The 24,464-nt window shown below is 47.2% G+C and carries 22 protein-coding genes; 12 read left to right on the plus strand and 10 right to left on the minus strand.

Features of this window, described 5'->3' with window-relative positions; translation table 11 throughout:
• Window positions 1-40: 40 nt before the first annotated feature.
• On the minus strand, window positions 41-475 hold the full coding sequence (locus tag ELAC_RS00065) for an FKBP-type peptidyl-prolyl cis-trans isomerase (RefSeq protein WP_098037235.1): 435 nt from the start codon (window positions 473-475) through the stop codon (window positions 41-43).
• A gap of 493 nt (window positions 476-968) precedes the next feature.
• Here ELAC_RS00065 and ELAC_RS00070 point away from each other — a divergent pair, with 493 nt between their 5' ends.
• A complete protein-coding gene (locus tag ELAC_RS00070) occupies window positions 969-2,705 on the plus strand; it encodes a hypothetical protein (RefSeq protein WP_098037236.1) in 1,737 nt (578 codons plus the stop codon).
• A 178-nt stretch (window positions 2,706-2,883) separates the two neighbouring features.
• Here the strand turns inward: ELAC_RS00070 and ELAC_RS00075 are convergent, their stop codons facing one another.
• Window positions 2,884-3,360: a hypothetical protein gene (locus ELAC_RS00075; RefSeq protein ID WP_098037237.1), complete on the minus strand. Its 477-nt coding sequence runs from the start codon at window positions 3,358-3,360 to the stop codon at window positions 2,884-2,886.
• Window positions 3,361-3,858: 498 nt separating this feature from the next.
• On the minus strand, window positions 3,859-4,020 hold the full coding sequence (locus ELAC_RS11685; RefSeq protein ID WP_158227760.1) for a hypothetical protein: 162 nt from the start codon (window positions 4,018-4,020) through the stop codon (window positions 3,859-3,861).
• Between the two features lie 638 nt (window positions 4,021-4,658).
• Between ELAC_RS11685 and lpdA the strand changes: the two genes are divergently transcribed.
• The 11 genes from lpdA to ELAC_RS00130 all read left to right on the plus strand — a co-directional run bounded on the left by lpdA (window position 4,659) and on the right by ELAC_RS00130 (window position 15,773).
• Window positions 4,659-6,101 carry a dihydrolipoyl dehydrogenase gene (gene lpdA / locus ELAC_RS00080; protein ID WP_098037238.1) on the plus strand — a complete coding sequence of 481 codons (1,443 nt, stop codon included), beginning with the start codon at window positions 4,659-4,661 and terminating at the stop codon, window positions 6,099-6,101.
• Window positions 6,102-6,118: 17 nt separating this feature from the next.
• Complete coding sequence (gene lipA, locus ELAC_RS00085) at window positions 6,119-7,111, plus strand: lipoyl synthase (RefSeq protein WP_098037239.1); 993 nt, start codon at window positions 6,119-6,121, stop codon at window positions 7,109-7,111.
• Complete coding sequence (locus tag ELAC_RS00090) at window positions 7,098-8,021, plus strand: hypothetical protein (protein WP_098037240.1); 924 nt, start codon at window positions 7,098-7,100, stop codon at window positions 8,019-8,021. Before lipA ends, ELAC_RS00090 begins: the two co-directional genes overlap by 14 nt.
• A gap of 377 nt (window positions 8,022-8,398) precedes the next feature.
• Entirely contained in the window at window positions 8,399-9,475 is a 1,077-nt protein-coding gene (gene sctJ, locus ELAC_RS00095; protein ID WP_098037409.1) for a type III secretion system inner membrane ring lipoprotein SctJ, read from the plus strand.
• Between the two features lie 120 nt (window positions 9,476-9,595).
• Entirely contained in the window at window positions 9,596-10,459 is an 864-nt protein-coding gene (locus tag ELAC_RS00100) for a hypothetical protein (protein ID WP_098037241.1), read from the plus strand.
• Window positions 10,456-11,130, plus strand: coding sequence for an HrpE/YscL family type III secretion apparatus protein (locus tag ELAC_RS00105; protein WP_098037242.1), 675 nt, complete (start codon window positions 10,456-10,458; stop codon window positions 11,128-11,130). The genes ELAC_RS00100 and ELAC_RS00105 overlap by 4 nt, the downstream gene beginning before the upstream one ends.
• A 4-nt stretch (window positions 11,131-11,134) precedes the next feature.
• Window positions 11,135-12,001, plus strand: a complete 867-nt coding sequence (gene sctR / locus ELAC_RS00110; protein ID WP_239414270.1) for a type III secretion system export apparatus subunit SctR — start codon at window positions 11,135-11,137, stop codon at window positions 11,999-12,001.
• A 19-nt stretch (window positions 12,002-12,020) separates the two neighbouring features.
• Window positions 12,021-12,299: a type III secretion system export apparatus subunit SctS gene (sctS, locus tag ELAC_RS00115; RefSeq protein WP_098037243.1), complete on the plus strand. Its 279-nt coding sequence runs from the start codon at window positions 12,021-12,023 to the stop codon at window positions 12,297-12,299.
• A 40-nt stretch (window positions 12,300-12,339) separates the two neighbouring features.
• On the plus strand, window positions 12,340-13,182 hold the full coding sequence (locus ELAC_RS00120) for an EscT/YscT/HrcT family type III secretion system export apparatus protein (RefSeq protein WP_098037244.1): 843 nt from the start codon (window positions 12,340-12,342) through the stop codon (window positions 13,180-13,182).
• Between the two features lie 237 nt (window positions 13,183-13,419).
• Window positions 13,420-14,538: a leucine-rich repeat domain-containing protein gene (locus tag ELAC_RS00125; protein WP_098037245.1), complete on the plus strand. Its 1,119-nt coding sequence runs from the start codon at window positions 13,420-13,422 to the stop codon at window positions 14,536-14,538.
• 263 nt (window positions 14,539-14,801) lie between these two features.
• Window positions 14,802-15,773: a beta/alpha barrel domain-containing protein gene (locus tag ELAC_RS00130; RefSeq protein ID WP_098037246.1), complete on the plus strand. Its 972-nt coding sequence runs from the start codon at window positions 14,802-14,804 to the stop codon at window positions 15,771-15,773.
• 2 nt (window positions 15,774-15,775) lie between these two features.
• On the opposite strand, the gene ELAC_RS00135 is transcribed toward ELAC_RS00130, so the two are convergent.
• From ELAC_RS00135 to ELAC_RS00165, 7 genes are all read right to left on the minus strand, one after another.
• Window positions 15,776-16,717 (minus strand): L-threonylcarbamoyladenylate synthase, encoded by a 942-nt coding sequence (locus tag ELAC_RS00135; RefSeq protein ID WP_098037247.1) that lies wholly within the window; start codon window positions 16,715-16,717, stop codon window positions 15,776-15,778.
• A gap of 13 nt (window positions 16,718-16,730) precedes the next feature.
• Window positions 16,731-17,957: a cysteine desulfurase gene (locus tag ELAC_RS00140; RefSeq protein WP_275425078.1), complete on the minus strand. Its 1,227-nt coding sequence runs from the start codon at window positions 17,955-17,957 to the stop codon at window positions 16,731-16,733.
• A gap of 25 nt (window positions 17,958-17,982) precedes the next feature.
• Window positions 17,983-19,293 carry a Fe-S cluster assembly protein SufD gene (gene sufD, locus ELAC_RS00145; RefSeq protein WP_098037249.1) on the minus strand — a complete coding sequence of 437 codons (1,311 nt, stop codon included), beginning with the start codon at window positions 19,291-19,293 and terminating at the stop codon, window positions 17,983-17,985.
• Window positions 19,290-20,069, minus strand: coding sequence for a Fe-S cluster assembly ATPase SufC (sufC, locus tag ELAC_RS00150; protein ID WP_098037250.1), 780 nt, complete (start codon window positions 20,067-20,069; stop codon window positions 19,290-19,292). Before sufC ends, sufD begins: the two co-directional genes overlap by 4 nt.
• A 3-nt stretch (window positions 20,070-20,072) precedes the next feature.
• A complete protein-coding gene (gene sufB / locus ELAC_RS00155; RefSeq protein ID WP_098037251.1) occupies window positions 20,073-21,509 on the minus strand; it encodes a Fe-S cluster assembly protein SufB in 1,437 nt (478 codons plus the stop codon).
• 779 nt (window positions 21,510-22,288) lie between these two features.
• Window positions 22,289-23,308, minus strand: coding sequence for a magnesium transporter (locus tag ELAC_RS00160; protein WP_098037252.1), 1,020 nt, complete (start codon window positions 23,306-23,308; stop codon window positions 22,289-22,291).
• 78 nt (window positions 23,309-23,386) lie between these two features.
• Entirely contained in the window at window positions 23,387-24,460 is a 1,074-nt protein-coding gene (locus ELAC_RS00165) for a hypothetical protein (RefSeq protein ID WP_098037253.1), read from the minus strand.
• Window positions 24,461-24,464: the final 4 nt, after the last annotated feature.

Raw genomic sequence — 24,464 nt, forward strand, 5'->3', positions numbered from 1 at the left:
AACGAAATAGCGTAGTCAGGGCTCATTTCCTCAGCTACGATCACTCGATTCCGACAAGTTCGATCTCGAAGTGAAGCCTTTCTCCTGCCAGGGGATGATTGGCATCCAAGGTGACAGTGTTCTGAGCGATCCGGATAATCTCGGCCTGCGTTAGGGCCATCGATCTTTTTTGTCTGATTTGAAGTTTGATACCTACTTCCAGCTTGAGATCGGTCGGGAAGTTTTCTTTTGGTATCTCGACGATCAGCTCATCGCGCTTTTCGCCATATGCTTCGTTTGCCTCCAAGGAGACTTTCTTCTTTTCATTGAGCTGCATCCCTGCAACGCAATCTTCAAATTTTTTGAGCACTACCCCTTGGCCGACGACAAAACTTAAAGGCTCCCTACCTTCGGTAGAGTCAAAGATATCGCCACTGTCCAATGTGCCAACGTAATTGACGAATACTTTATCGCCTTTGTGAACTTTGTTCTTCATAATAAAAAGCCTAGGGTTGTCGTCATTAAAAAAATTTCACGCTTGGTCTCCGCCCGGGCAACTTGGTTTCCGTCGCTCTTCAAGCAAAAGAGACTCCACAAAGCAAAAATGTCCCAAGCAGGGTCAATTATAGTGTATAGTTTCCAAGCCAGCCGGGTATTTATTCAAGAACTTTGAGGGATCCTCCGAGAAAAATACAGCGGGAAATGCTGTTTCGAAAACACTCGCCCACCCCCTCCGAATGGATAGCGCCGGGCATCAGCCCATACCTTCCAACACCCCAGTTTTGTGTCCAAAGAGACTAGAAATTTGAAACAATTCCGGTACGACAAGCGATGCTCAGGATTTTTCATCCCCTCAAAAGAGCAAAGACAACAGAAAATCACATTAAAATTATCAAACAACACAAAACCCATTTTTTATTAATAATTCCTTAACACAACTATGTTTTAATAGATCATTCAACATTTAGCACAGAAGCAAGGTAGTTCATATGCCTGAAATCAATAACATCAAATCAGCAGGTCAACCCGCTCCGTTATCGGCCCCGGTACCCCCTGAATGTCTGAAAAACGAATTAGAGTTTGTTCTGGATTACATTCCTGATGAAGAAACCTATCTGATCACGTCCGAAGGAGGAGGAGGCCACAAGAGTGCAGCCGATGCCATCCAATACAAACTATTGGACCAGGCGGGCAACAAAAGCGGCGCCGTCCATCGTGTCGATGTGCTAAAAAACAGTATTCTCCCGAACTTCATCGCCGACAAAGCAACCGGCGTGTGGGACCAGGCAAAAAAAGAGGGCAATGTCGAAAAACAGATCAGCCTGGTGAAAGGCAAGTTCTTAGGAATCGTGACGTGGCGCAGGCTCGCCGATATCCTCTTCTTTCTCCCGATCTTTTTAAAAACATTTTTCACTCTTTGGGGTAATAGAAAAATCACCCGCATTGTCGATACCCAGGCTATGGGGACAACCGCGATTGTTGCGGCAGCCCGTTTGGCAAATTTCCTGTTTCAAAGACATATCGAAGTCCTGAAAATGATGACGGACATGCCGACAGAGGAGGCAATTCACTTTGCTGCTTCTGCCAAAAGCCTGAGCAGTGCGGACAAAAAAATCTACCGCATCCTCTCGACGGCTCCCTTTCCCCAATACAAAGACGAAACAGAGTCGAACTACATTGACCGAATGGATGCCTGGTGGAAAGAGCACTTCAATCTCTCCTTGAAAGAAGGTCAGGTGCGATATACCGATTTCCCGCTCAGGCCGGCCTTTATCAGGGCGAAAGAGGGAACGTTGAGTGGCGATATCGGAATCAAGCTCAACAACGCGGACGAGAAAAAATTGCTTGTTGACGCAGGAATTATTGACGAAGACACTGTCAGCAAGCGCGGAGGTAAAGCATTCGATGCTGCCAACGGCACAATCGTTAAAACAGAATATGATTACTCGCCGGTTGACGTCGGATCCGAAGATATGGTGGGACTGATCACTATCGGCAGCATGGCCAACGCCGGGGCCACGAAAGCCTATATCGAAGATGTGATCGATCTTGCCAACCTCCACAACGATTTAGCTTCGAGAGACGAGAGCGGAGAGGGACATGAGATGAAACAGTTCCATCTGTTTGTGGCCTGCGGTCGCCATGAAGCGGGCAAGCCCTCGCTCTTCAGCGACGTCGCGGCAATGATCGGGAAGTATAAGCAGGAGGGGAGAGTTCCGCAAAACCTTCACATCGTTCCCATGGGCTTCCAGAGTGATGAAGAGATGGCCCCCATCATGCACCGCGCCAATTTCGGAATTTATGGAGCCGGCGGCCTGACAACGATGGAAACACTCGCCGCCAGCGATCCTGAAAGAGCCCATGTCTTCATCCATTCCGATGCCAAAGAGGCAAAGGCAGATATGAGTGATGCACAAATCCAAGAAGAGCTTCTGAAAGGATATGTTCTCTGGGAACGCGGAAACGCCGAATTCCAGCTCAAGAACGACGGCTACAAAGCTCAGCTTGTCGCGCCCCAGGAAATATTCAGAAAGCGTCTGACCGAAATATTAGAGCTTGAAGCCGGAATGGAAGAGATCTACTCCTCGGTAACGCACGAGCATGCCGTAGGTGAAAGCAAGAACGCTACCGCAGAAGGAAGCGCTTCCTTTGGCAATCCCTTGGTTTTAGACGCACGGCCCTTTACACAGATAGCGGCATCAACCGCAGGCGTTGTGCTAAGCTAATCCCCTCAATCAAATAACGTCTTTGAAGCATATAAACGCTTCTAAGAGACCGTTAAAGGATTGGCCTCCTGTTGATTTTGGGGTTCTTAATGAGAAAGAAGGTGCTCGAGATTTCTAACTTAAAAAACGTCCACAAAGCTTTCAGTGTATCCTCGCGAGCTTACGGATTTTTTAAAGATTAATCTTCAGGCAGCTGATTGAGCGTACGCCATCCGTAAAATAGGAGGGCTGCACTCAGGATGATGTAACCCGGCCAAAACTCCGAGCTCCATTTCAGGGTGAAATAGCCGCTCTGATCGGAAAAAAGCAGCAGCAATAGACCGAAGAGCAAAAAAACAGCCCCTGATAGCAGGGAAAGAAGAGGCGTCAAAACTTCTTTTGTTGAAATTGATTTAAGGGGAATTTTTTTATCCTCTGGCTGCGTTTGAACCGGAGGATCTTTTTCTTTTGGCTGATAGGGTGGAGTAGGAGCTTTTTTATCTTTCGGATGCTTATCCCTTTCGGCTGTGTAGGGCGGTACTATCGGATCACCTTTTCCCGGCTGCAAAGGCTGAGGACTTAAGTAGACGCCGCAAAAAGGACAGTTTTCAACATCCGTCGCCACTCTTCCTTCACAGCTCCAGCAGAGCTTGGTTTTTGCGGTCTTAGTGTTCATCGGCTACCTCAAATACACAGTAAAATATGCTCATCCCTTCAAAAAGTATGCAGCCTTAAAAAAATAGCGGATATGAGGCCCAAAAATTGTAAAGAAGCTTCCAGCACCACCTCGATCCTATCCGCATATTTTTGAAATATCGGCATTTCCCTTTTACATATCGTACATTCTCTTGTTTTTATTCAAGAATTTATCAGTTTAAGAAACCAAAAGAGTTTTTAACACAATACGACCAATTATCAAAAGATAACTAAAAATCGACATACGGGGAGAGAAAAACGCACCCATTGCCGAGATGGAAAGCTCTTATGATTTGTCATATACGACTTCAAAGACGCAAATTTTCGATAAAAGACTTTAAGGAGACAGCGATCGAATGGTCGCAGAAAAAATCGTGTTCAGACCAAAAACTTTAGCCAAAAGAGGATTGTGCTCCTTTTCAAAAAGGGAGGCGGGATAGCTTTTTGTCTGAATCCCGACAAAAAAAGAATTAACCGGTTAACCGGCAGTGTTTAAGTTGACAGAGTCTCTACCGTGACCGATACTGAAATAAAACTCCTTCCCTTCTGCCACAGCAGGATTGGATGCTAAGACTTGAACGCTCTTCGCCCGTTTGTCCCTGCAATATACGCTCGGGTCCAAAATGAGATCCAGCAGCATAAATCGCCACGCCTACGCGATGAAGGGCATATAAGCCGACTTCACCATCACAAGAAACACCTTCCATTACGTTTAACAGCAGTTTGTTGAAACCCCTTTGAGGGAAAGCCGCTACCGATCTCATTGAGGGGTCAAGACGCCCTCTGTTATAGCGGACAAAGGGATTCGTACCCCTCAAATCCAATTTGAGAATAAACTAAAAAAGCATTGTGGCATTAGAGAATGTCCACATGCCAAATTTTGAGATACTTTGGGTAAATATTCAAATACACCATCGATCAACATCTACTTAAAATCGAATTGAATAAATTACAGACTCCGTCTAAAAAAACAGAGCGTAGTACGGAACCGATCGACAGGCTCCCCAATTTATTCCGTTTCTGCTACCCTTTTCCTGTAGGGACCGTGAACTGTCTCGTAGAGCCTGTCTTAAAGCTCTAATCACTATGTAACGAATGCATTCAAAACTTGTCTTTTGACAAAGTGAAAGCTCCCTAAGATTGAATGTTTTTAAGTCGCCTAATATTAGAAATATGAGAAGACTTAAAAACATTCAATCCCGAGGCTGTCTCAAAGTCAAATTTTGAGGCACTTTCGGTATAAATAAGCTCTTTCAAACCGCTAAAGAGGGTAATAAAATGACCACTCCCCATCAAGATGACAATCCTACCCGGTTCGACATCGCAGTCATAGGGGGAGGCCCTGGAGGTTACCCTGCGGCAATCAAAGCAGCACAGGCAGGAAAAAAGGTAGCCCTGATCGAGGCGAAAGACCTGGGAGGAACCTGCCTAAACAGAGGCTGCATTCCATCCAAAGCGCTCATCTCCAACGCCAGTTTATGGAAGAAAATACAGCACGCCACTGATTTTGGCATCGAAATCAAAGGAGCCTCTTTCAACTACGCCAAAATGAAAGAACGAAAAGACGGTGTGGTGGAAAAAGTCAGGAAGAGCTTGGAAGGCCTGATTCAATCCAATAAAATCCAACTTTTCAGGGGCTTCGGCAAGTTTATTTCCTCTAACGAAATTAAAATCACGGGACAAGACAATACCGTAATCCAAGCAGACAAGACCATCATCGCGACCGGATCTGAGCCCAGGAATATGCCACAGTTCCCTTTCGACTATGATAGGATCCATGATTCGACCTCGCTCCTGGAAATCACCGATCTTCCTTCTAAAATCGTGATTATCGGCGGAGGCGTTATCGGCTGCGAGTTTGCCTCGCTTTTCAACGCGTTTGGAGTCGAAGTTGTCATCTATGAAATGTTACCGAGAATCATTCCCATGGAGTGTCCAAGCGTATCCCATGCTTTGACGCAAACCTTCAAGAAGAAAGGGATCCTCATCCACACCGAAGCTCTGGTGGAATCGGTCGTCAATAAAGGCTCTCATGTCGAACTTAAGGTCTCGCAAGGAGAAACTGTTAAAGCGGATATCGCTCTGGTATCGGTTGGACGCTCCTTGAACACCAAAGGTATTGGCCTTGAAGCGGCGGGAGTCGTCGTCGCGCAAAACGGACTGATTGAAGTAAACGAGAAAATGGAAACGACAACCCCGGGAATCTATGCCGTAGGGGATATCGCTTCCAAATGGTGGCTTGCACACGTAGCCTCCCACCAAGGCCTCGTCGCAGCTGAAAACGCATGCGGCAAAGAAGCATTCATGCACTATAATGCCGTTCCCTCCGTCATTTTCACCGATCCTGAGATAGGAACGGTAGGAATGTCCTTAGAGCAGGCACTCGAGAGTGGTTACAAAGCGACGCTTGGTGCATTTCCTTTTCAGGCTTTGGGGAAAGCGCAGGCCTCGTTGGAAACAGAAGGTTTTGCACAAGTTGTTGTCGACAGAGAAACTCACCAAATTTTGGGCGCGCAGGTCGTCGGACACGATGCCTCCACCTTAGTTGCAGAGATGGGTATCGCCATAGCCAATGAGATGACGCTGGAATGTGTAACCCACACCATCCACGCTCACCCGACGGTCGCTGAAGTATGGTTGGAAGCGGCGCTAATGGCCAATGAAACCCCTCTGCACCTTCCTCCGAAGCAAAAATCCCGGTTGAAACCGGCCAATGTATAGATCGGGGATTTTAAGCGATGGATAACAAACTTACATTCCTCGGTCAGCGAAAGCAAAATAAGTTGAATATTCTGCCGGAAAATCCTGAGCGTCCCGTCGAAGATAAACCCCTGGGACGTTTTCCTTCCTGGCTCCACAGAAAGCTGCCCAGGGGAGGAGATCTTTTTAAAACAGGATCCCTTCTAGAAAAAAGCCGCCTGAGTACTGTTTGCGAAGAGGCAAAGTGCCCCAACCTGTTTGAGTGCTGGTCAAAAAAGACGGCGACTTTCCTGATCATGGGCAAAGAGTGCACCAGGGCCTGCGGCTTTTGCGACATCGACTTCTCTAAAACTCCGAAATCCCTCGAAGCTGATGAACCGGATCGTATTGTAGAGTCGGTGAAAGCCCTGTCTTTAAAACACGTTGTCATCACTATGGTTGCAAGAGACGACTTAAGTGATCAGGGGGCTTCACATATTGTAAAGGTTGTCGAAGCTTTAAGAAAGGATGCTCCTGAGTGTACAATCGAGCTTCTCACTTCCGATTTCAACGGCGATATGGCAGCACTTGAGACCACCCTTAATGCGGGACCCGACATTTTTAACCACAATATCGAGACGGTAAGACGTCTAAGCCCAAGAGTCCGACACAGAGCCACTTACGAAAGGACTTTACTTGTGCTATCCCACGCCAAAAAAGCCGCCGCAAGGCTCGGCAAGCAGATTTTCATCAAATCAGGGATCATGGTCGGCCTTGGCGAAGACGATCATGAAGTCCTGGAGACCCTTAAAGATCTTAAGGAAGCTGAAGTAGATATCGTCACTATCGGCCAATACCTGCAAGCTTCGCAAAAAAAACTGCTGGTCAAACGTTTTGTAACACCAGAGCAATTCAAAGAGTATGAGTCGACAGGACTTAAAATGGGGATTCCCTATATCTTCTCCGGTCCTTTCGTTCGCTCAAGCTATAACGCTGAATCGGTCATGAAGGCCGTCAAAGACAATACCCGGAAAGGCAATGAAGGAAGATAACGCATTAAGAGCTCTTTCTGAGCTATCTGAAACTGATATCGATATAATAAGGCACCGAGAAGCCCATTTTTCAGGCAGCTTTTCACTGATGATTGAATATTACGCGACCGAAGGAAGGGGACGCGATCCCGATTTCTCGATCAGCCGCCTGCATGAGCTTAAGATGATCGAGGAGAAGTCCGGTCAGAACCTTGCCTCGCTAACGCTCGCTGATGACCAGAAGGAAGAAATTGAAAAATCAAGGGCTCTCTATCAGAGATTGAAAGAGATATACTCCAAAGGGAAAAAAAGCCGTCCCGAGGAAATTCTCATCGCCGATCTGATTCTCTCTGAAGAAGAGTACCCCGAGAAAGAGATCGAGAAAATCTGTCTGCTGGGAAAAAGAGCAATCCCCTTCCTGATTGCTTTAATGCGCAACGAGGAATTAAGAAACCCTCTCTTCCCCGGATTTGGTAAAGCCCCCTCGCTGGCAATCGATTGCCTGCGGGAGATCAAAGATGAGTCGGCCATTATCGCTCTTTTTGAAGAGATCGGCCACGAAGAGGTCGTCGATGAAGAGGGGGCCCTTCTTGCCCTCAGAGAGATCGGACGCCCCGCGGAGCTGTTTCTCTTAAAGGTGCTCTCGTCCCGTCCGATCACCTCGGATAACGAGCGAGCTGCAGTCGCACTCATCCATTTCAAAGATCATCAGGAAGTGTCGAAAGCAGCCATCGACTTACTTGAAAGCCAAGACTTTAGAAACACGATTCCCCTCTCTTGCTATCTGGCATTGATTGCAGAAGGAACTCATGATGAAACCTTGAGAGAACGCTTTCGAAAAATGGCCTTGGAAAAGGGAACCCCCAAGGTTTTGCAAGAGGATATGCTGATGGTTACCAGATCGTGGGATAAAAAAAAGAAGGCACGTTAAACGCCTTAACTTTTAATAATTTAAATAAAACATCAGTAGAAAGCTGGCGTTAAAAACAGCGGGTGCGTTATTCCCCTGTTACACCGGGCAATAACTCAAAATTGGGGCACTCTCAAAGCCGAAATTTTGAAATACTTTCGACGTAACAGACTCTAAGAGCCTGTTATAAAAATGAAATCGTATTAGGTTGATTTACTAATCGATGAAACGCCCTGAAGGGCTCATCGGTTTTCAGAGCAAAGAGCAGAAGGTGCATGCCGAAAAGAACTGAAAAATAGATAGTTCTTTCCGCTTTCTCATATTCAAGCCATTTGCTAGGATGCAGTTTATGGTTAAAAAAAACATTTATGTTTTTCTTTAAAAAAAGGCGATTGATTATGCTTGACTCTCCCAGTACAGCAACACTTACTCACAGCAGACTTGATAGCTATTGGCTTCTGATTCAGCGAGTAGCCTCGAGAAAAGCCAAACTCAATCGATTTTTTCAGCTTTTCTTTCTTCTGCTTATTCCACTCCTGACAGGCTGCGAAGGCAGAAAAACCATCGTCAACGGCCTGGATGAGAAAGAGGCGAACGAAATTGTCGTTTACCTTGCTTCCAGAGGTTTTGACGCGCAGAAAGTTAAGGCCGAAGCAGCGGGTACGGGGCAGGGTCCTCAGCTATTTGACATCAACGTCAAGGAAACGGAAGCCACCCAAACCATGGCTATCCTCAATCAGGCCGGTCTTCCACGAAGAAGAGGGCAAAACCTTCTTGGAATTTTCCAAAATACAGGACTTGTGCCAACCGAGATGACGGAAAAGATCCGCTATCAGGCCGGACTCGCAGAGCAAATAGCGAGCACCATCCGAAAATTCGATGGTGTGCTTGATGCTGAAGTACAGATTTCATTCCCAGAGGAAGATCCGCTCAACCCGGGCAAAACCAAAGGGGACATCACCGCGTCGGTTTACGTCAAGCACTCCGGAGCACTAGACGATCCCAATGCCCATGCACAGACTAAAATCAAAAGACTGGTAGCATCCAGCATCACTGGACTTAAGTACGACAACGTCACCTTGGTCTTTGACAAAGCCCGTATGAACGATATCCAAGGGCAGCTTTCATCCTCTAGCGAAGATCAAAAGCAATATGTTATCGTCTGGAGCATCGTAATTGGAAAAGAGTCGGTTACCAAGTTCCGAGTCATCTTCTTCACGTTCTCTGTCTTGCTGCTGCTCATTTTACTGCTGATGGTCTGGATTATCTGGAAGACCTACCCACTCTTGCAGGCTCATGGCGGACTGAAAGAACTTATACATCTAAAGCCGATTAAGACCGATAAGAAGAAAGAAGACAAACCCAAAGACGACGCCGCGGGCAAAAAGAACCCAGAGGCCAAAAAAGAGGGTGAGGCTAACGCCGAAGCCGACTTTGAAGGCGAGATCGAGTTTGAGGAAGAAGGCAAAAAATAGCGGGGGCGGGCCTCACTTGCCCGCTCACTTGATGCCCTACAGCTCTTATCGGGATAGAAGACTGGCCTGGAATATTGATCATGATAGATTGAATAAGACAACACTTTAGAGCAATCGTCTATGCAGCAGAAGAGCAATTTCGTTTTCAGGATACTTGCCAATCGGTTTCACACAAAAGATTTTGAGAAGTTTTCTCAGTCTCTTTCGGAAACCGATCGTTCGGCTATCACATCCGTAGACATCGCGAGCACAAACACCGAAGCTTTGGTCCGTGATGATTTCAAGGATCTGCTGGAACTGCACTATTCATGGCTTTTACCCCATGTAAAAAGCTTACCTCCCGAGTTGATTCCTACCTATCTCTCGTCGCTCGATCCCAGTCAAAAAAAAGGGCTCAGCGAAATCTTAGGGGTAAAACCAAACCCGAAAAAACCGATTCCACTAGCTCAGGCGTATCTTCACAAAATAATAAGGCAGAAAGCTATCGATAAGTCGATACTACCGCGAGAGTACCTCCCCCCCTCCCAGTTATCGCCCCTGCTCGATCTCAATAAGGCCTTCATCGTGGAAGTCATAGACCTCTTGGGTATTCATGACCTGGCTGAAAAAATCCGTTCAATTGTAGATAAAACAAAGCTAAGGTCCATTTATAAATGTCTGACACCGGTCAAGCAGAAATATCTTGAATTTGTTTTGCGCCAGACAGAAAAAGTGATGCTTTCCGAATTGGATCTTCAGCACTGGGATGGCACACCTGAAAAACTGCTGAACAGCTTGCATAAACGGGGATTAGTCCGCCTGTCGATGGCATTGAGTGAAGAGACGCCTGATTTTATCTGGCACCTGACCCATAAAATCGATACGGGTCGAGCGAATTTCATAGAGAAACAGATGCAAACGCCTCCTTCCCAAGAGGTGACTAAAGTCATAAAGAACCAACTGATCAACATCGTCAATCTCATCAATCACAAGAGGGAACCGTGAGCAGTAAATTTTTCTCCCTGATCAAAGACGGAAAGATACACCTCTCTCCCAAAACCAAAGTCGTTAAAGCCGCAGCCTTTTCTGAATTGCTAAGCTCCATCGAAGTGTTGGAAAAGGTAAAAAATGATGCTCTTGCCTATAGGCAGGAAGTTACAGAGGGTTCAGAGCTGGAGAAAGAGGCAGCCCGCAAAGAAGGTTACGAAGCCGGCTTTAAAGAGTGGGCCGAACATATCGCCAAAATGCAGCAGGAAATCGAATCGATCCGAGGCGAGTACACGAAAGTATTGGCGCCAATAGCCCTGAAAGCTGCCCAGAAAATTGTGGGAAAAGCTATGGAGACTTCCCAGGAAGCCATTTATGACATTGTGACAAATGCTTTGAAGCCCGTGCTTCAGCACAAGAGGATCACTATTTGGTGTAACAAGGAAGACCTGCAAATTTTAGATAAGCATAGGCAGGATTTAAAAGATCTCTTTGAGATGATTGAAGTGTTAAGCATCAAAGAGAGAGACGATATTACCCGAGGCGGGTGCGTTATCGAAACCGAAGGAGGGATCATTAACGCGCAGCTGGAAAATCAATGGGCTGTCTTAGAGAGAGCCTTCCAGTCCTTGTTTAAGGAAGGAAAAGCTGCTCCCCAACACGAACACGAAGCGAAAAGCAAAGGTTGACCCCATGATCAAGCCCTCTTTTCTTTTTAGAAAACTTCTGTTTTTAATCCCGCTGATGCTTCTTTTCATGCCCATGCAAGGGTATTCAGAGACACCTGAAGAGGCAAAGAAAGCGGAGCAAGAGGCGGCAAAGAAGCGGTTTGAAGCGGCTAAGGGAACGAATGTAAACTCTGTTCTGGACGAGCCTTTCGATCAGTTCAAACACCCCACTTTAATCACGCAGGCGGTGGCCCTATCCATATTTGCCCTGCTGCCGTTTATCATCATGATTTTGACATCGTTCATGAAGATCGTGATCGTGCTTTCACTCCTACGAAGTGCCCTCGGGGTGCAGCAGGCGCCCCCTAACCAAATCATCAACGGTGTGGCGTTCATGCTCAGCCTATTCGTCATGTATCCGACAGTGATGCAGATGTGGGATGTCGCGAGAACCGCCATTGAAAGGACTCAAGCGCCTGAATCACTGACAGCCCCAGGATCTTCCACCTACATCATTAAAATTGCCGATGAGACAAAAGAGCCCCTAAGAGATTTTTTAAAGAGGAACTCATCAGTCAAACACCAGCGTCTCTTTTACGGGATGGCCTACCGCACTCTTCCTGAAAATCACCGAAAGGAATTAAAGCCCGATGATTTCATGATTTGTGTACCTTCATTTATCACCAGCCAGTTGAAAGACGCTTTCGAGATCGGGGTTCTAATCTATATTCCTTTCTTCGTGATCGACCTGGTGACTTCCAACATCCTTCTTGCCATGGGTATGATGATGCTCTCACCTGTGACCATCTCCATGCCGCTGAAGCTCTTCCTGCTTGTCATGCTCGACGGCTGGACGCTTTTGGTCGAAGGCCTCGTTAAAACGTTCCGATAGGGAAGAGGGGAATCAGAACATGTTCAAATCACAAGTTATCGAGCTGGCATACAAAGGGCTTCTTCTCATTTTGATTCTCTCTGCCCCGCCCATATTGATCAGCATGATCTTGGGTATCATGGTTGCTATTTTTCAGGCAGCTACCCAGATCCAGGAGCAGACCCTTTCCTTTACCATCAAACTGGTGGCGGTAATTTTAGTCCTGATTGTCATGGGACCTTGGCTCGGTGCCTACATTATGTCTTTCGCAAAAAATATTTTTCTCAATTTCTATCAATGGAGTAATGCGTCAGGTTGAAAATTTTTAAGCAATAGCTCTCTGACTTAGGAAGGTACTCGTGGGCCATGACTACATATCAATATTTTTAAATAGCTCCCTCTACCAGAACCCGGTTGCCGCCCTTTCCCTGCTGTTTCTATTTTTCGGCCGTTTCATGCCCATCATCGCACTTTCACCTTTTTTCGGGTCAAGGGTTCTGCCCCACCCGGTAAAAGTGACATTCGCGCTCTCGATGTTTGTCATCTTCCTACCCAAAATCTTAGAAACCACGACCCGCCCCATCGATTTCAACCTGACCCTTTTGATGTACATGTCGAAAGAGCTCCTAGTCGGCCTTCTGATTGGAAACATCATGAGTATTCCCTTCGTCGTCGTTCAATCGGCAGGCATGCTGATCGACCACCAAAGAGGCGGCTCATCGCTCATGGTCAACGACCCTACCATTCAGAACCAGTCGTCACCCCTTGGTACGCTGTTTAACATGGTGCTGATCTACCTCTTTTTCACAATCGAGGGTCCTTTCATGTTTCTGGAAGTGATCCTGCAGTCTTACGAGTTTTTGCCTATCGACCAGTTCATGAACCCCAATTTTTTTCAAACCGACTCCAGGTCCTGGGCAATGCTTGCCCAACTTCTGAACCAGGTCATGACTCTCTCTATTCAATTTGCGACTCCGGCGCTAATCGCCATCTTGATGACCGACTCATTTCTCGGCATCGCCAACCGTTTAGCTCCCCAAGTTCAAATTACGTTCTTGGGAATGCCGCTCAAATCTCTGCTTGGTCTTTACCTTGTTTGCCAAGGCTGGCTTCTTATGGTCAAGCAGATGCGCGTCACTTCCATCGACTGGATCCAGCATACTGAAGAGATGGTCCGCTACTTCAAATACGTCGGCCAGTAGGAAAGATTTCTCATAAGCCTCAATGGTACTATTTTAAAGACTGTTCACAGATTCGGATACCGAAAAAAGCGCAAGATTTAGCTTTCTCAAAGCCCCACATTTCAAGACACTTTCGACACAAATTTAAATTATTGCCAAATAAAAAAAACTAAATCTCCCCATAATATCTTTTACGTATCAAATAATTAACAACCTATTTAAACTATATATCGTTATTTTAATTAAATTAGAGTTTTTATGGATTCAAGAAGTGTTATTCCTGCACTGGACACCAACACCCCCTACTACGTCCCGGAGGGCGAGTGCCCGATAGCCAAACTCCCAGTTGAACTCCTCTGCAAAATCTTCACTCTCACCGAAGGCTCTCTGCCTATCCCGTTGGTCTCCACCGGCTGGAATAAAATTTCACGAACCACAACCATCTCCTACCCCTGCCTTGAAAAGCGACTCCCCTCTTTGAGTTCATTCTTGATCCAAACCGACGTAAGGGGCGCCTATGATGAAATCACCGCAAGAATACACAGAATTTGGGCACACAGGCAACTGCCAGAGGCAATGACGAGTGTCCAGCCCACCTTTGCCTGTATAGAGGAGTACGCCAAACGCTTTGAAGAGTATAAAAACTTAATGACGCTAGCTCTGGTTGTACGCCGGCATATCAGGCAAACCACAACGCTTGAAGAAAAACTCAAATTGGAAACAGACCCCGTTCTACGGCTGCCGCATATCAAAAAATGGTTTGAGGAAAATCAAGAAGAGCTCGCCCATTTGAAGGATTTAAGCATCGAACTGGGAGATATTACCGAAATTCCAGAGGAGCTAAACTATTTTACAGGCCTTGAAAAGATATCATTTAGGGGCAATCAAATCCGTTCTATCCCAGGCCATTTTGGCCGAAATCTTCCGTTGCTCAGCGCCGTTGATTTAAGACAAAACCAAGTCAGCACGATTTCTGCTGACTTTTGCATCAATAGCACCAACATCCACACACTCCAGTTGGATAATAATAAAATTAGCCAATTACCTGAGAATTTCGGCCTGGGAATGATAAAATTATCCAATCTTGATCTCGGCTCGAACAAGCTCAAAAAAGTGCCTTCAGACTTTGGTAGGCTATTCCCGAACATGTATCGCTTATGCCTCAGCAACAATGAAATCGAAGAACTTAACGACGAATTTGGCAGTCATTGGACTAAACTGAGGTTTTGTGAACTCAAAGACAACAAACTAAGCAGCCTGCCTTCCTCGCTGGCCATTAACTCTACCAGAGTGATGTTACTGAGTGCCGACTGGGAAAAAATCAAGGTGTGCCCCAAGCACCTGGTTAGGTTTTCGTCGCTCCGTAAGTCTCATTAACGACATTCCTCAAACTGGAATTGTAGTTTTTTTTGCCGAATTTGGCTATGCACCGAAAAGTCTCCAATTTCTCACAACTTTCGGCCAAAAGCAAGCAGCCAACAGTCTCTCCGCCAGTGCCAGTTCTAAAAAAAGCGATTTTAAGGTATATACCAAAGACGTCTCAAAATTGGGCTTTCTCAAAGCTAATATCCGACATTTTAAGATGCTTCGGTGTAGCTCTTCCAATAACATAGAATTTTGACTCACCAAAGAGGTTCTTTATGTTTGGGGTCACCCACGTCTTAAGGCGCCTGCCCTCATTTGCCCCTCAACTCAATCTGAAGAGGCCTATTCACACTGTCAAAGCGCCGGGAAAGATAGCGAGCGTGGTCGACACCACCTTCCGCGACGGCATACAGAAGCTGCCCTTTGTCATCCCCTCTCAAAGGAAGATTGAGGTCATCAAGCTTCTTTTAGAAGCGGGATTTTCCGCCGTGGAGATCGGAAGTTTTGTCAAAGGGCTGCCCAACGTCGACAACCCCGAGGAGCTCTACCACGCGCTGGAAAACCCCTCGGCAACACTGGACATTTTAGTTCCCAACGAGAAAGGGTATAACAGAGCGGAAAAGTGCCACTCGCCGATGAGGCCGATGCGCATCTCCTTGTTCACAGCAGCATCAGATACCTTTGCCAAGAAAAACAGCGGACTTTCCTTTAATCGATCAATGGAGCAGTTCGCCTCGATTATCCCCCGGGCAAAAGTCAAAGGCATGAAAGTGCGTGCCTTCCTATCGTGTGCTTTCGGGTGCCCCTTCGAAGGCGACAGGCCCTTAGGGCAATCTCCCCTCTTGACCCGTCGGCTTCTTGACCTTGGATGCGATGAGGTGGTTCCCAGTGATACAATCGGCGTTGGCACCGCCGCAAGGGTGCACGATTACGCAAAAGAGCTTCTAAGGATATCCTTCAATGATACAGATGTGTTTGAAAAAATTGCTCTCCACTTACATGGGGACGATCTGGAGAGGGTTGGGGCCGGGCTTCGATGGGGAATCGTCCGTTATGACGCTTCGTTAGGCAAAGTAGGCGGGTGCCCGGCGACGACAAGAGCTAAGCATAACATCAATACGATAGACCTGCTCTCCTATCTTCACTCAAAAGGGTATAATACGAGGATCGACATGGAAAAGGTCCGGCTGGCTCAGGAGTGTTTTTTGACAATTCTTAAAGATTTGTCACCGCAAACAAAGCTATGAATTCATTTCGCGTCAAATTCCTGACCGGCAGCTTTTAAGATACGCTCTCTAAGCGTTCTCCAAAGACCGGTAGAGGGGAAATCAACGTCGATGAAAGCGGATTTAATTCCCTGCCTGTCCAGCTTGCGCAGTATCTCATAGAGTCGAAAAGCCGCTTTTTCAGGAGAGTGAATGGAGCCGAGAGAAAAAAAGTATTTTCTTTGCGGATATGATCTTTCGTCAAAACCGATGACGGCCTCAACCTCTTCAGAGACAGGGAGGGAGGTCAGAAGGTGGGCTTTAGGGGCATAATGACGCCACTTCTGTCCTGGACAGAGAGGCTTTTCTTTTCCATCTGATCCTTCAGGATAATATCCAAGCAGGGCAGCTATCTCCTCAACTGCAAGCGCTCCCAGGCGGCCAAGTCGCCACATCCCATCTTGCCAGATCAAAATTGTGGACTCCACCCCCCTCTGACATGGCCCACCATCCAAAACCGGCACCAGGCTACCAAAATCTTCTTCAACGGCCCCAGCGGCGGTTGGTGATGGCTTGCCCGACAGGTTTGCCGAAGGCATGACAAGCGGGCCGGATTTTCGAATCAACTCTAAAGCCAAAGGATGGTTTGGCATGCGAAAGCAAGCCGTCGGGAGCCCCGCACGCACAGATTCAGGCACTTTTGAAACATCGACAGGCAGGGCTAATGCCAGAGGCCCCGGCCAGAAGGCACTCGCAAGCGCATAAAAGCCCTCTGGGATCTCTTTTGCCACAGCCTCGACTGTTTCCACGTCTGCGATATGAATGATAAGGGGGTTTGCTCTCGGCCTATTTTTCAAAGCGAAAATTCGATCGACTCCCTGGATGTTGTCCATCAAAGCTGCAAGGCCGTACACCGTCTCTGTGGGAACTGCGACATTTTCCCCTTTAAGCAAAATTTGTGCTGCCTCATCGACACTGACCCGCATGATGTTAGCCCGTTTATGAGAGTTTGCGAATCACATCGGAGAGGGCCTCATAGAACCTTTCGACCTCCTCTTTTGTGTTGTAGAGGCCAAAAGAGGCTCTTGCTGTAGATTCTATGCCAAACCTACGCATGGCAGGCTGGGCGCAGTGATGTCCTGTCCTCAAGGCAAATCCTTTAAGGTCGAGCATCGTGCCAATATCGAGGGGATGGATGCCCTTAACCACAAAACTCAAAATAGCGCCTTTGTGTTTTGCCTGTCCGATGATTTTAAGGCCTTTGATGGAAGAGAGTCTTTCTTCCGCGAGGTGCAAAAGGGACTGCTCGTGATCCCTGATATTTTCAAGGCCTGCTTTCTCCACATAATCGATCGCAGCGCCCATGCCCATCACTTCCGCGATCATCGGTGTACCCGCTTCAAACTTCATGGGAAGGGTGTTGTAGGTTGTCTTCTCGAAACTTACCCTCTCTATCATGTCGCCTCCGCCCTGATAAGGGGGCATTTGATCGAGCAACTCCTCTTTGCCGTAAAGGATGCCTATGCCTGTCGGCCCGTAGAGCTTATGCCCTGAGAAGACGTAAAAATCGGCAGAGAGATCCTGGACATCGACTTTGAGGTGCGGCGCGGCTTGGGCCCCGTCGACTAGAACCTTGGCTCCAACGCCGTGTGCTTCCCTGATGATCTCTTTGACAGGATTTTCAGTACCCAATGCGTTGGACACATGACCGATTGCCACAAGCTTTGTTTTGGAGCTGAGCAGGCTTTTATAAACGTCCAGCTTAAGCTCCCCCGCATCATTGACCGGGATGACTAAGAGCTTCGCCCCCCTCTCTTCACAAAGGATCTGCCAGGGAACGATATTGGAGTGATGCTCTATCTCGGAGACGATAATCTCATCTCCCGCTTTCACAAACGCCTTACCGAAAGAGGAGGCAACTAAGTTGATCGATTCGGTAGTCCCTCGCGTGTAGATGATCTCTTCAGGCTTTTCGGCATTTAAGAAGCGTTGGGCTTTTACTCGAATTTTCTGGTAGAGATCGGTGGAATAAACGGCAAGCTCATAGATCGCTCGGTGAACGGTGCCATAGTGGTTCGTGTAGAACTCCTGCATGGCATCAATTACCTGCTTCGGTTTCTGGGCGGTCGCAGCGGTGTCCAGGTAGACAAGCGGCTTGCCATGCATCGTTTTGCCGAGCATGGGAAAGTCTTCTCTCAACTTCTTGAACGCTTCAACTGCTTCCACCTTAAACCCCTTTAAGAACTTGCTGCTATTGACCGGGTAAGAAAAAGGGCTTTCCCAAGATGCTTTCCCTAAGCTTAGGGATAGACAAAAGATCGACAACCTCTTTGCAGAATGCTGTAGTGAGATACTCTTTGGCTTTATCGAGGGACAAACCTCTTGATCTTAGATAAAAAAGCTGCTCTTCGTCGAGCCTGCCCACCGTAGCTCCGTGCGATGCTTTCACATCGTCAGCATAGATTTTAAGCATCGGTTTGGAGTCTGCCTGGCATCGCTCTGACAAAAGCAAATTGTTATTCAGCTGGAAGGCATCGGTCTTCATCGCTTCCTTATCGACGATGATCTGCCCTTCAAAACTCGATCTTCCAAAGTCTTTGAGAACATTCTTAAACAGCTGGCGTGAGCGGGTATGCTTGCCCTCGTGGATCACCATAATGTGGGTGTGCGACTCCCTTTTGCCGCTCAGCATCGCGAGTCCGTCAAGAGAAGCTTCACTGTTTTCACCCTGCAGCCACACTTTATAATCGGATCGCTCGGTCATGGCGCCCTTGGAGGTGTTGATCATGGTGAAGCTAGCGTCTCTTTTCAGCTTTGCTCTCACGGACTTGAAAAGATAGAGCTGTTCCGGAACTTCATCCGTTGTTTCTTCGCAACGCACGATAGCACCCTTCTCCAAATGAAAATCTGCTGCCGCGTTCACGGTCTGGCCTTTGCCGGCAGAGAAAGAGTGAGTGAACTGCAAGTTGATTTCAGAACCGGCTCCAACGAATACCGAAAGCCTCGGCTGCATAAGCATCGGAACGCTCGCTTCGTCGTAGATAAAGAGGCACTGAATCGGGCCGTCCAGCTTTGTACAAGGGGGAACGTAGATAAACACGCCGTCTTTGGCAACGCTTGTGTTCAAAAGATAAAATGGGTTTGCCTCTTCTTTAATCAAAAAGGACCACTCGTTTGCAAAAAACGAGTTGAAGGTACGGGCGCTCTTCAAAAGGGGCATCGCCATCGTTCCCTTAGGAAGCCTGGCGGTATTTGACAGTTCCTCCCTAAAGTGTCCGTTGACAAAGACAATAGACCTTCCCTCGCATTCACTGAAGACAAGATTGTCTACAGTGCTTTTTGCAACCTCTACAGGAAAGGAAGGCTGCACCTTTCTGGCATAAAGAGGCTTCAGCTTCACATACTTGAAATCTTCATTTTTTCTAGAAGGCAATCCGAGCTCTAGAAACTTGGTAAACGCCTCATCTTTTAGGCGTGAAAGAAAGTCCGAACCGCGTGATTCCTCAAAAATCGCTTCAGTCGCCTGAAGAAATGCATCGTCGACAGCTGTCTCCATTGTCATTCGGCAACCCTTTCTTCTTTATCCATTTCCAGCCAGTCATAACCCTTCTCTTCGAGCTTAAGCGCCAGCTCCGGTCCGCCCGATTCCACGATGCGGCCATCCATCATCACATGGACAAAGTGCGGGCTGATATAATTCAAAAGCCTCTGGTAGTGGGTAATAAGCAAGAGAGCCATATCGGCGCGCAAAAGCTTTTTCACTCCGCAGGCGACCACCCGCATCGCGTCAATGTCAAGACCCGAATCAGTTTCATCTAAAATCGCGAAATCAGGCTGAAGAATTGCCATCTGCAAGATCTCATTACGCTTTTTTTCACCGCCGGAAAAGCCTTCATTCAGGCCCCTTTCAGTGAAATCTTTGCGGATTTCCATCATTTCCATGCGATCTTTGAGGATCACCGAGAACTCTTCTTTGGTAATCTCTTTCAGACCTTTTGCTTTTCTTTTGGCATTGTAGGCTGACTCTAGAAAACGCACGTTGTTAACGCCCGGAATCTCGACAGGATACTGATAGCTGACAAAAAGGCCGGAGTGAGATCTCTCTTCAGGCTCCTCTTCGAGAATATCTTTCCCTTTAAAATGTACGCTTCCGCCAGTGACTTCGTAGGCTGGGTGACCGGCCAGAACTTTAGCAAGAGTTGATTTACCGGCTCCGTTAGGACCCATGATCGCATGGATCTCGCCAGGAAAAATCGTCAAGTTGAACCGGTTTAAGATCTCCTTGCCATCGATGACAGCCGACAAGTCTTTGATTTCTATGAGTGGGGTCTTTTGCATTGCTTAACCTACAGAATTTTCTAGTTTGAGCGCGAGAAGCTTTTGCGCTTCTGCGGCGAACTCCAGCGGGAGTTCCTGGATGACTTCTTTACAAAAACCGTTCACGATCATGTTGATGGCATCTTCTGAAGAGATCCCTCTGGATTTAAGGTAGAAAACCTGCTCTTCATTCATCTTGGAGGTGGATGCCTCATGCTCGACCTCTGCCTGATCGTTTCCGACTTCGATGTATGGGAATGTGTTGGCAGAACACTCGTTACCCACCAGCATCGAATCGCACTGGGTGTAATTTCTCGCTCCCTTGGCGTTAGGCGCTATCTTGACAAGCCCCCGGTAGCTGTTGCTTGAAGAGTCTGCCGATATACCCTTGGAGACGATGGTGGACTTCGTGTTCTTGCCGATATGGATCATCTTGGTTCCGGTATCAGCCTGCATGTGGCCATTGGTCAGTGCGACAGAGTAAAATTCGCCGGTGGAATTGTCACCTTGCAAAATACAGCTGGGATACTTCCAAGTGATCGCCGCTCCCACTTCAACTTGCGTCCAGCATATTTTTGAGGATTCACCCTGGCATTTGCCTCGCTTGGTCACGAAGTTGAAGATACCGCCTTCTCCCGTCTTTGGGTTACCGGAATACCAGTTCTGCACCGTGGCGTATTTAATTTCCGCCCTGTCCAAAGCGATCAACTCGACTACCGCCGCATGCAGCTGGTTACGGTCATAGGAAGGGGCGGTACAGCCTTCAAGATAGCTCACGTAAGAGCCTTCTTCGGCGATCACCAAAGTTCTTTCAAACTGCCCAGTCTCTTTATCGTTGATGCGGAAGTAAGTCGAAAGTTCCATGGGGCAGCGAACGCCTTTTGGAACATAGACAAAGGAACCGTCGCTGAAAACGGCTGAATTCAAGGCAGCAAAGAAGTTGTCGCCGATAGGCACAACGGAGCCTAAATATTTTTCAATCAGCTCAGGATATTTATGAACTGCTTCGGAAATAGAGCAAAGAACGACACCTGCATCGTCCAATTTCTTTTTGAAAGTGGTTCCGATCGAAACGGAGTCAAAAATCATATCGACAGCGACGTTCGAAAGCCTTTTTTGCTCATCCAAAGGTATCCCCAGCCTCTCAAAGGTCTTGAGCACTTCCGGATCGACTTCCTCCAGACCGCTTAATTGAGCCTTCTTTTTGGGGGCGCTGTAGTAACAGATATCTTGATAATTTATCTCGGGGTAGCGCACGTTGGCCCACTTAGGCTCTTCCATCTCCAGCCATCGACGATAGGCTTTCAGCCTGAAGTTCAAGAGGAACTCTGGCTCGTTTTTGATTTTGGAGATGGCGCGAATCGTTTCCTCGCTCAACCCCTTTTTCAACCTTTCGCTTTCGACCTCTGTCGTAAATCCATACTTGTAATCTGTGCTGGCAGAATACGATTCCAAAGACACGTTAAAAAAACCTCCGCAATGGCAGCACCCGGATCAGCAAGTGGTTGATCCTATGCCCATCAGGTAAAATAATTTGTTAATTCAAAAGCAGAAATTCCAGTATTTTCCGAATCTTTTCTGACGAATCGGAATATCGGTACGAGTAGTGGTATTATAAAGAATATCATAACAAAAACAAACAATAAACTGAGAGGGGCCGCCACCCAGCCTTATAAATTTTCATGGGTTGGCCTAGTGCGAAAGACTCTGTTTATAAACGGCATACCGAAAGTGTCTCTAAAAGAGAAAGGCGGAGAAAATCGGTGGCCGGTGGAATTTTCGGTGGTTAAACCCCCTGCGGAGCATCACTTACCGAAAGCGGTTTAAAATTTACTTCAACAAAAGAGAGCTCTCAAGCCTAAGAAATTGCAAGACACCTAATATTAAAGAGATAGTGAAGTAGTCTATCTCAAGCGGGCGATGCCAAATTTTGACAGGCTTTGGGTATAGGGCGGTAAGCTTCAAAAAAAAATTCTGAAATAGGGGGCAAGATGCAGATCTTTTTTGAAACCTATCACTATACCGAAAGTATCTCAAAACTTGGGATTTTGGCTTTGAGAAAGCCTCGGGATTGAATGATCTTAAGCCACCTCATATTTCTAATATTAGGTGGCTTAAGATCATTCAATCCCGAGGCTTTCTCAAAGCCAAAATCCCAAGTTTTGAGATACTTTCGGTATAGACACTTTCGGTATAAATTCGGCAAAGAAATCGTACGATTTCATCTTGTGGGCAGTCTTTTAGGTCAGAAAATAAGTCGCCAGGCTCATATAGACAAACGTGGTCAAAATATCCGCTATCGTCAAGACCAAGGGGCCAGCGGCAATTTCAGGGTTGAGTTTGAGAAACTTCACCCCCACAGGGATCACCACTCCCAGGCAGGCGCTGAATACCATCGACAGGAAAATTGATAACCCGATGGTCAAATAGGGAATCCCTTCGTTGATAATCAATAAGGACACGAGCAACACTATCAGAAACGATGCGGTTCCCAGCAGAGCGGACGTCTTAATTTCCTGAAGAAGCTTGAAAAACACATCCCCAACCGAGATGATCCTCCGATGGGTGAGCCCTAAACTTAGGGTCAAAGCTTGCATCGAAACCGATTCCGACAGAGTGAGAACAAGGGGGATGAACATCGCTAAAACAATGGCGCTCTGCAGGGTGGCTTCGAAGTATTTGGAGATGGCGAGGCAGACAAAGCCGGAGAACAGATTGCTGAAAAGCCATGGCATCCGAATAGCGAACGCGGCAAAGGCATTTTTGTTCTCCGCTCTTTCGATCGATACCCCGATCAGTTGGAAGATATCGTTATAGAGTCTTTTTTTTCTTTTCAAGGGATGCCGCTCGTCCGTGGCAGCTTCGGGACTTGCTTTCATCTCAACGATGCCAAGAAAATTATTGTCGTGATCGATCACAGGGAGTGAGAGAAGTTGATTTTCGTTCATCATACGGATGGCAACGCGGAATGGAGCTTCGGCTGCTACCGTAATGGTCTCGGTATCCATCACACTTTTAAGCGTTTCATGCGCCTTCGCCAGCAAAAGGTTGTGGGAGGAGATCACCCCGGAAAGCTGATTCTTTGGATTGACAACGTAAAACCAGCGCAATTCGACTTTGTCTGTCAAACTCTTAAGGTAGTCGGTCGCCTCGGCGACAGTCCACTCTTCCTTGAGTGACAGGCACTGGCCGGATAGAGAGTTTTTGATCGGTTGATTCAAATCAAACTTTTCAAGCTCTTTGTGGACATTTATCTGCATCAAAACCCCAAATTTCGAGACGCTTTCGGTTCACATCGTCATTTTTTAGAAACTTAGATATTGAGACAATAAATATTTTTAACGATTCGGCATGGATTTTACGATGTTCCTCAAAGCGAAGAACGAGCGATCCATTATCGTCTCAGCCTCCTGATCGAGAACTACCCGCTTCCCAAACTTGATGCCAACGCTCGCTTCCAAGAGCTGAGAGAGATCCTCTTGTTTTACCTGCTGAAAGGCGCTTTCTCTGCACAAAAGCTCTTTTAACTCTTCCACCGTCAGCGAAGCTAAAGGTATCTCAAAACGAAGCTCGAAGCATTCCACCAAAGCCTTTTGGTAAAAGACTAGCGCATCATTTGCAGAAAACTGCCCCGACTTGTGCCGGGCCCGGATAACCTGCATCTGATTTAAAAGCTCTTTCAAAATGGAGCGGGCACTCTTTCCCCTGACCGCCCGTTTTCTTCCCTTAATGGTACGGAAAGCTAAAAACACCATCAGAACAATGAAAAGAGAGCTTCCGATCAGAAAGAGCAAGGCGGGAGCCTTCCTCAGAAAAAAAAGATTCCTCCAAGCTATCCTCTCTCTTTCCAGCAACTCTCTCGAAGTCATCAACTGCTGCCTAACCATCGGGTCAATCTCGACGGGAAGAAGAGGGTTAAAATAGAGGTATGTCGGCTCGGGAGGGGCAAATGCCGGATCGACAGCGGCTGGCACTATCTCCAGGGGTTTTAAGGGGGACAAAAGATGCACAGTTTTGTCTCCCTCCTTGCTATGGAAGGAAGCGGCGCCAAAACTGATAAAGAAACGGCCTGTTCTGCTCGGAGCGATTTGATAGTCTATCCACGCTTCACTTTCGCTAGTCCTGATGACAGTTTCTTTAAGCAGAGAAAAGGGCGGCTGTCCGTAGCCAAAATACTCGATAAGGGCCCGCCTTAAAGCGGGAAGATCTATCGCATAGCCTGAAGGGTAGCCGGCTCTTAGATGAACGGTTATTTCATCGCTTAAAGAAAAAATCTCCCTTTCCAGTTGAACGTCCAACGAAAACCCGGGCTGCCCCTCTTCTTCGGCAATTCCCGGAGAAACCTGGCTCAAAAAAAATGCCAGGAGATAGGCGAAGCGAAAGAGAGCGAGCAACCTACGGATCCAGTCCATTCGC

The organism is Estrella lausannensis, assembly GCF_900000175.1.
Taxonomy (GTDB): Bacteria; Chlamydiota; Chlamydiia; order Chlamydiales; family Criblamydiaceae; genus Estrella; species Estrella lausannensis.

Excerpts from the sequence above, each read along its gene's own strand:
- ELAC_RS00090 (WP_098037240.1), top strand. The coding sequence starts at position 7,098 with ATGAAGGAAGATAACGCATTAAGAGCTCTTTCTGAGCTATCTGAAACT.
- lpdA (WP_098037238.1), top strand. The coding sequence starts at position 4,659 with ATGACCACTCCCCATCAAGATGACAATCCTACCCGGTTCGACATCGCA.
- ELAC_RS00165 (WP_098037253.1), bottom strand. The coding sequence starts at position 24,460 with ATGGACTGGATCCGTAGGTTGCTCGCTCTCTTTCGCTTCGCCTATCTC.
- ELAC_RS00070 (WP_098037236.1), top strand. The coding sequence starts at position 969 with ATGCCTGAAATCAATAACATCAAATCAGCAGGTCAACCCGCTCCGTTA.
- ELAC_RS00160 (WP_098037252.1), bottom strand. The coding sequence starts at position 23,308 with ATGCAGATAAATGTCCACAAAGAGCTTGAAAAGTTTGATTTGAATCAA.
- sufD (WP_098037249.1), bottom strand. The coding sequence starts at position 19,293 with ATGACAATGGAGACAGCTGTCGACGATGCATTTCTTCAGGCGACTGAA.
- sctR (WP_239414270.1), top strand. The coding sequence starts at position 11,135 with ATGATCAAGCCCTCTTTTCTTTTTAGAAAACTTCTGTTTTTAATCCCG.
- lipA (WP_098037239.1), top strand. The coding sequence starts at position 6,119 with ATGGATAACAAACTTACATTCCTCGGTCAGCGAAAGCAAAATAAGTTG.
- ELAC_RS00100 (WP_098037241.1), top strand. The coding sequence starts at position 9,596 with ATGCAGCAGAAGAGCAATTTCGTTTTCAGGATACTTGCCAATCGGTTT.
- ELAC_RS00130 (WP_098037246.1), top strand. The coding sequence starts at position 14,802 with ATGTTTGGGGTCACCCACGTCTTAAGGCGCCTGCCCTCATTTGCCCCT.
- ELAC_RS00075 (WP_098037237.1), bottom strand. The coding sequence starts at position 3,360 with ATGAACACTAAGACCGCAAAAACCAAGCTCTGCTGGAGCTGTGAAGGA.
- ELAC_RS00135 (WP_098037247.1), bottom strand. The coding sequence starts at position 16,717 with ATGCGGGTCAGTGTCGATGAGGCAGCACAAATTTTGCTTAAAGGGGAA.
- ELAC_RS00065 (WP_098037235.1), bottom strand. The coding sequence starts at position 475 with ATGAAGAACAAAGTTCACAAAGGCGATAAAGTATTCGTCAATTACGTT.
- ELAC_RS00125 (WP_098037245.1), top strand. The coding sequence starts at position 13,420 with ATGGATTCAAGAAGTGTTATTCCTGCACTGGACACCAACACCCCCTAC.
- sctS (WP_098037243.1), top strand. The coding sequence starts at position 12,021 with ATGTTCAAATCACAAGTTATCGAGCTGGCATACAAAGGGCTTCTTCTC.
- sufC (WP_098037250.1), bottom strand. The coding sequence starts at position 20,069 with ATGCAAAAGACCCCACTCATAGAAATCAAAGACTTGTCGGCTGTCATC.
- sctJ (WP_098037409.1), top strand. The coding sequence starts at position 8,399 with ATGCTTGACTCTCCCAGTACAGCAACACTTACTCACAGCAGACTTGAT.
- ELAC_RS11685 (WP_158227760.1), bottom strand. The coding sequence starts at position 4,020 with ATGCTGCTGGATCTCATTTTGGACCCGAGCGTATATTGCAGGGACAAA.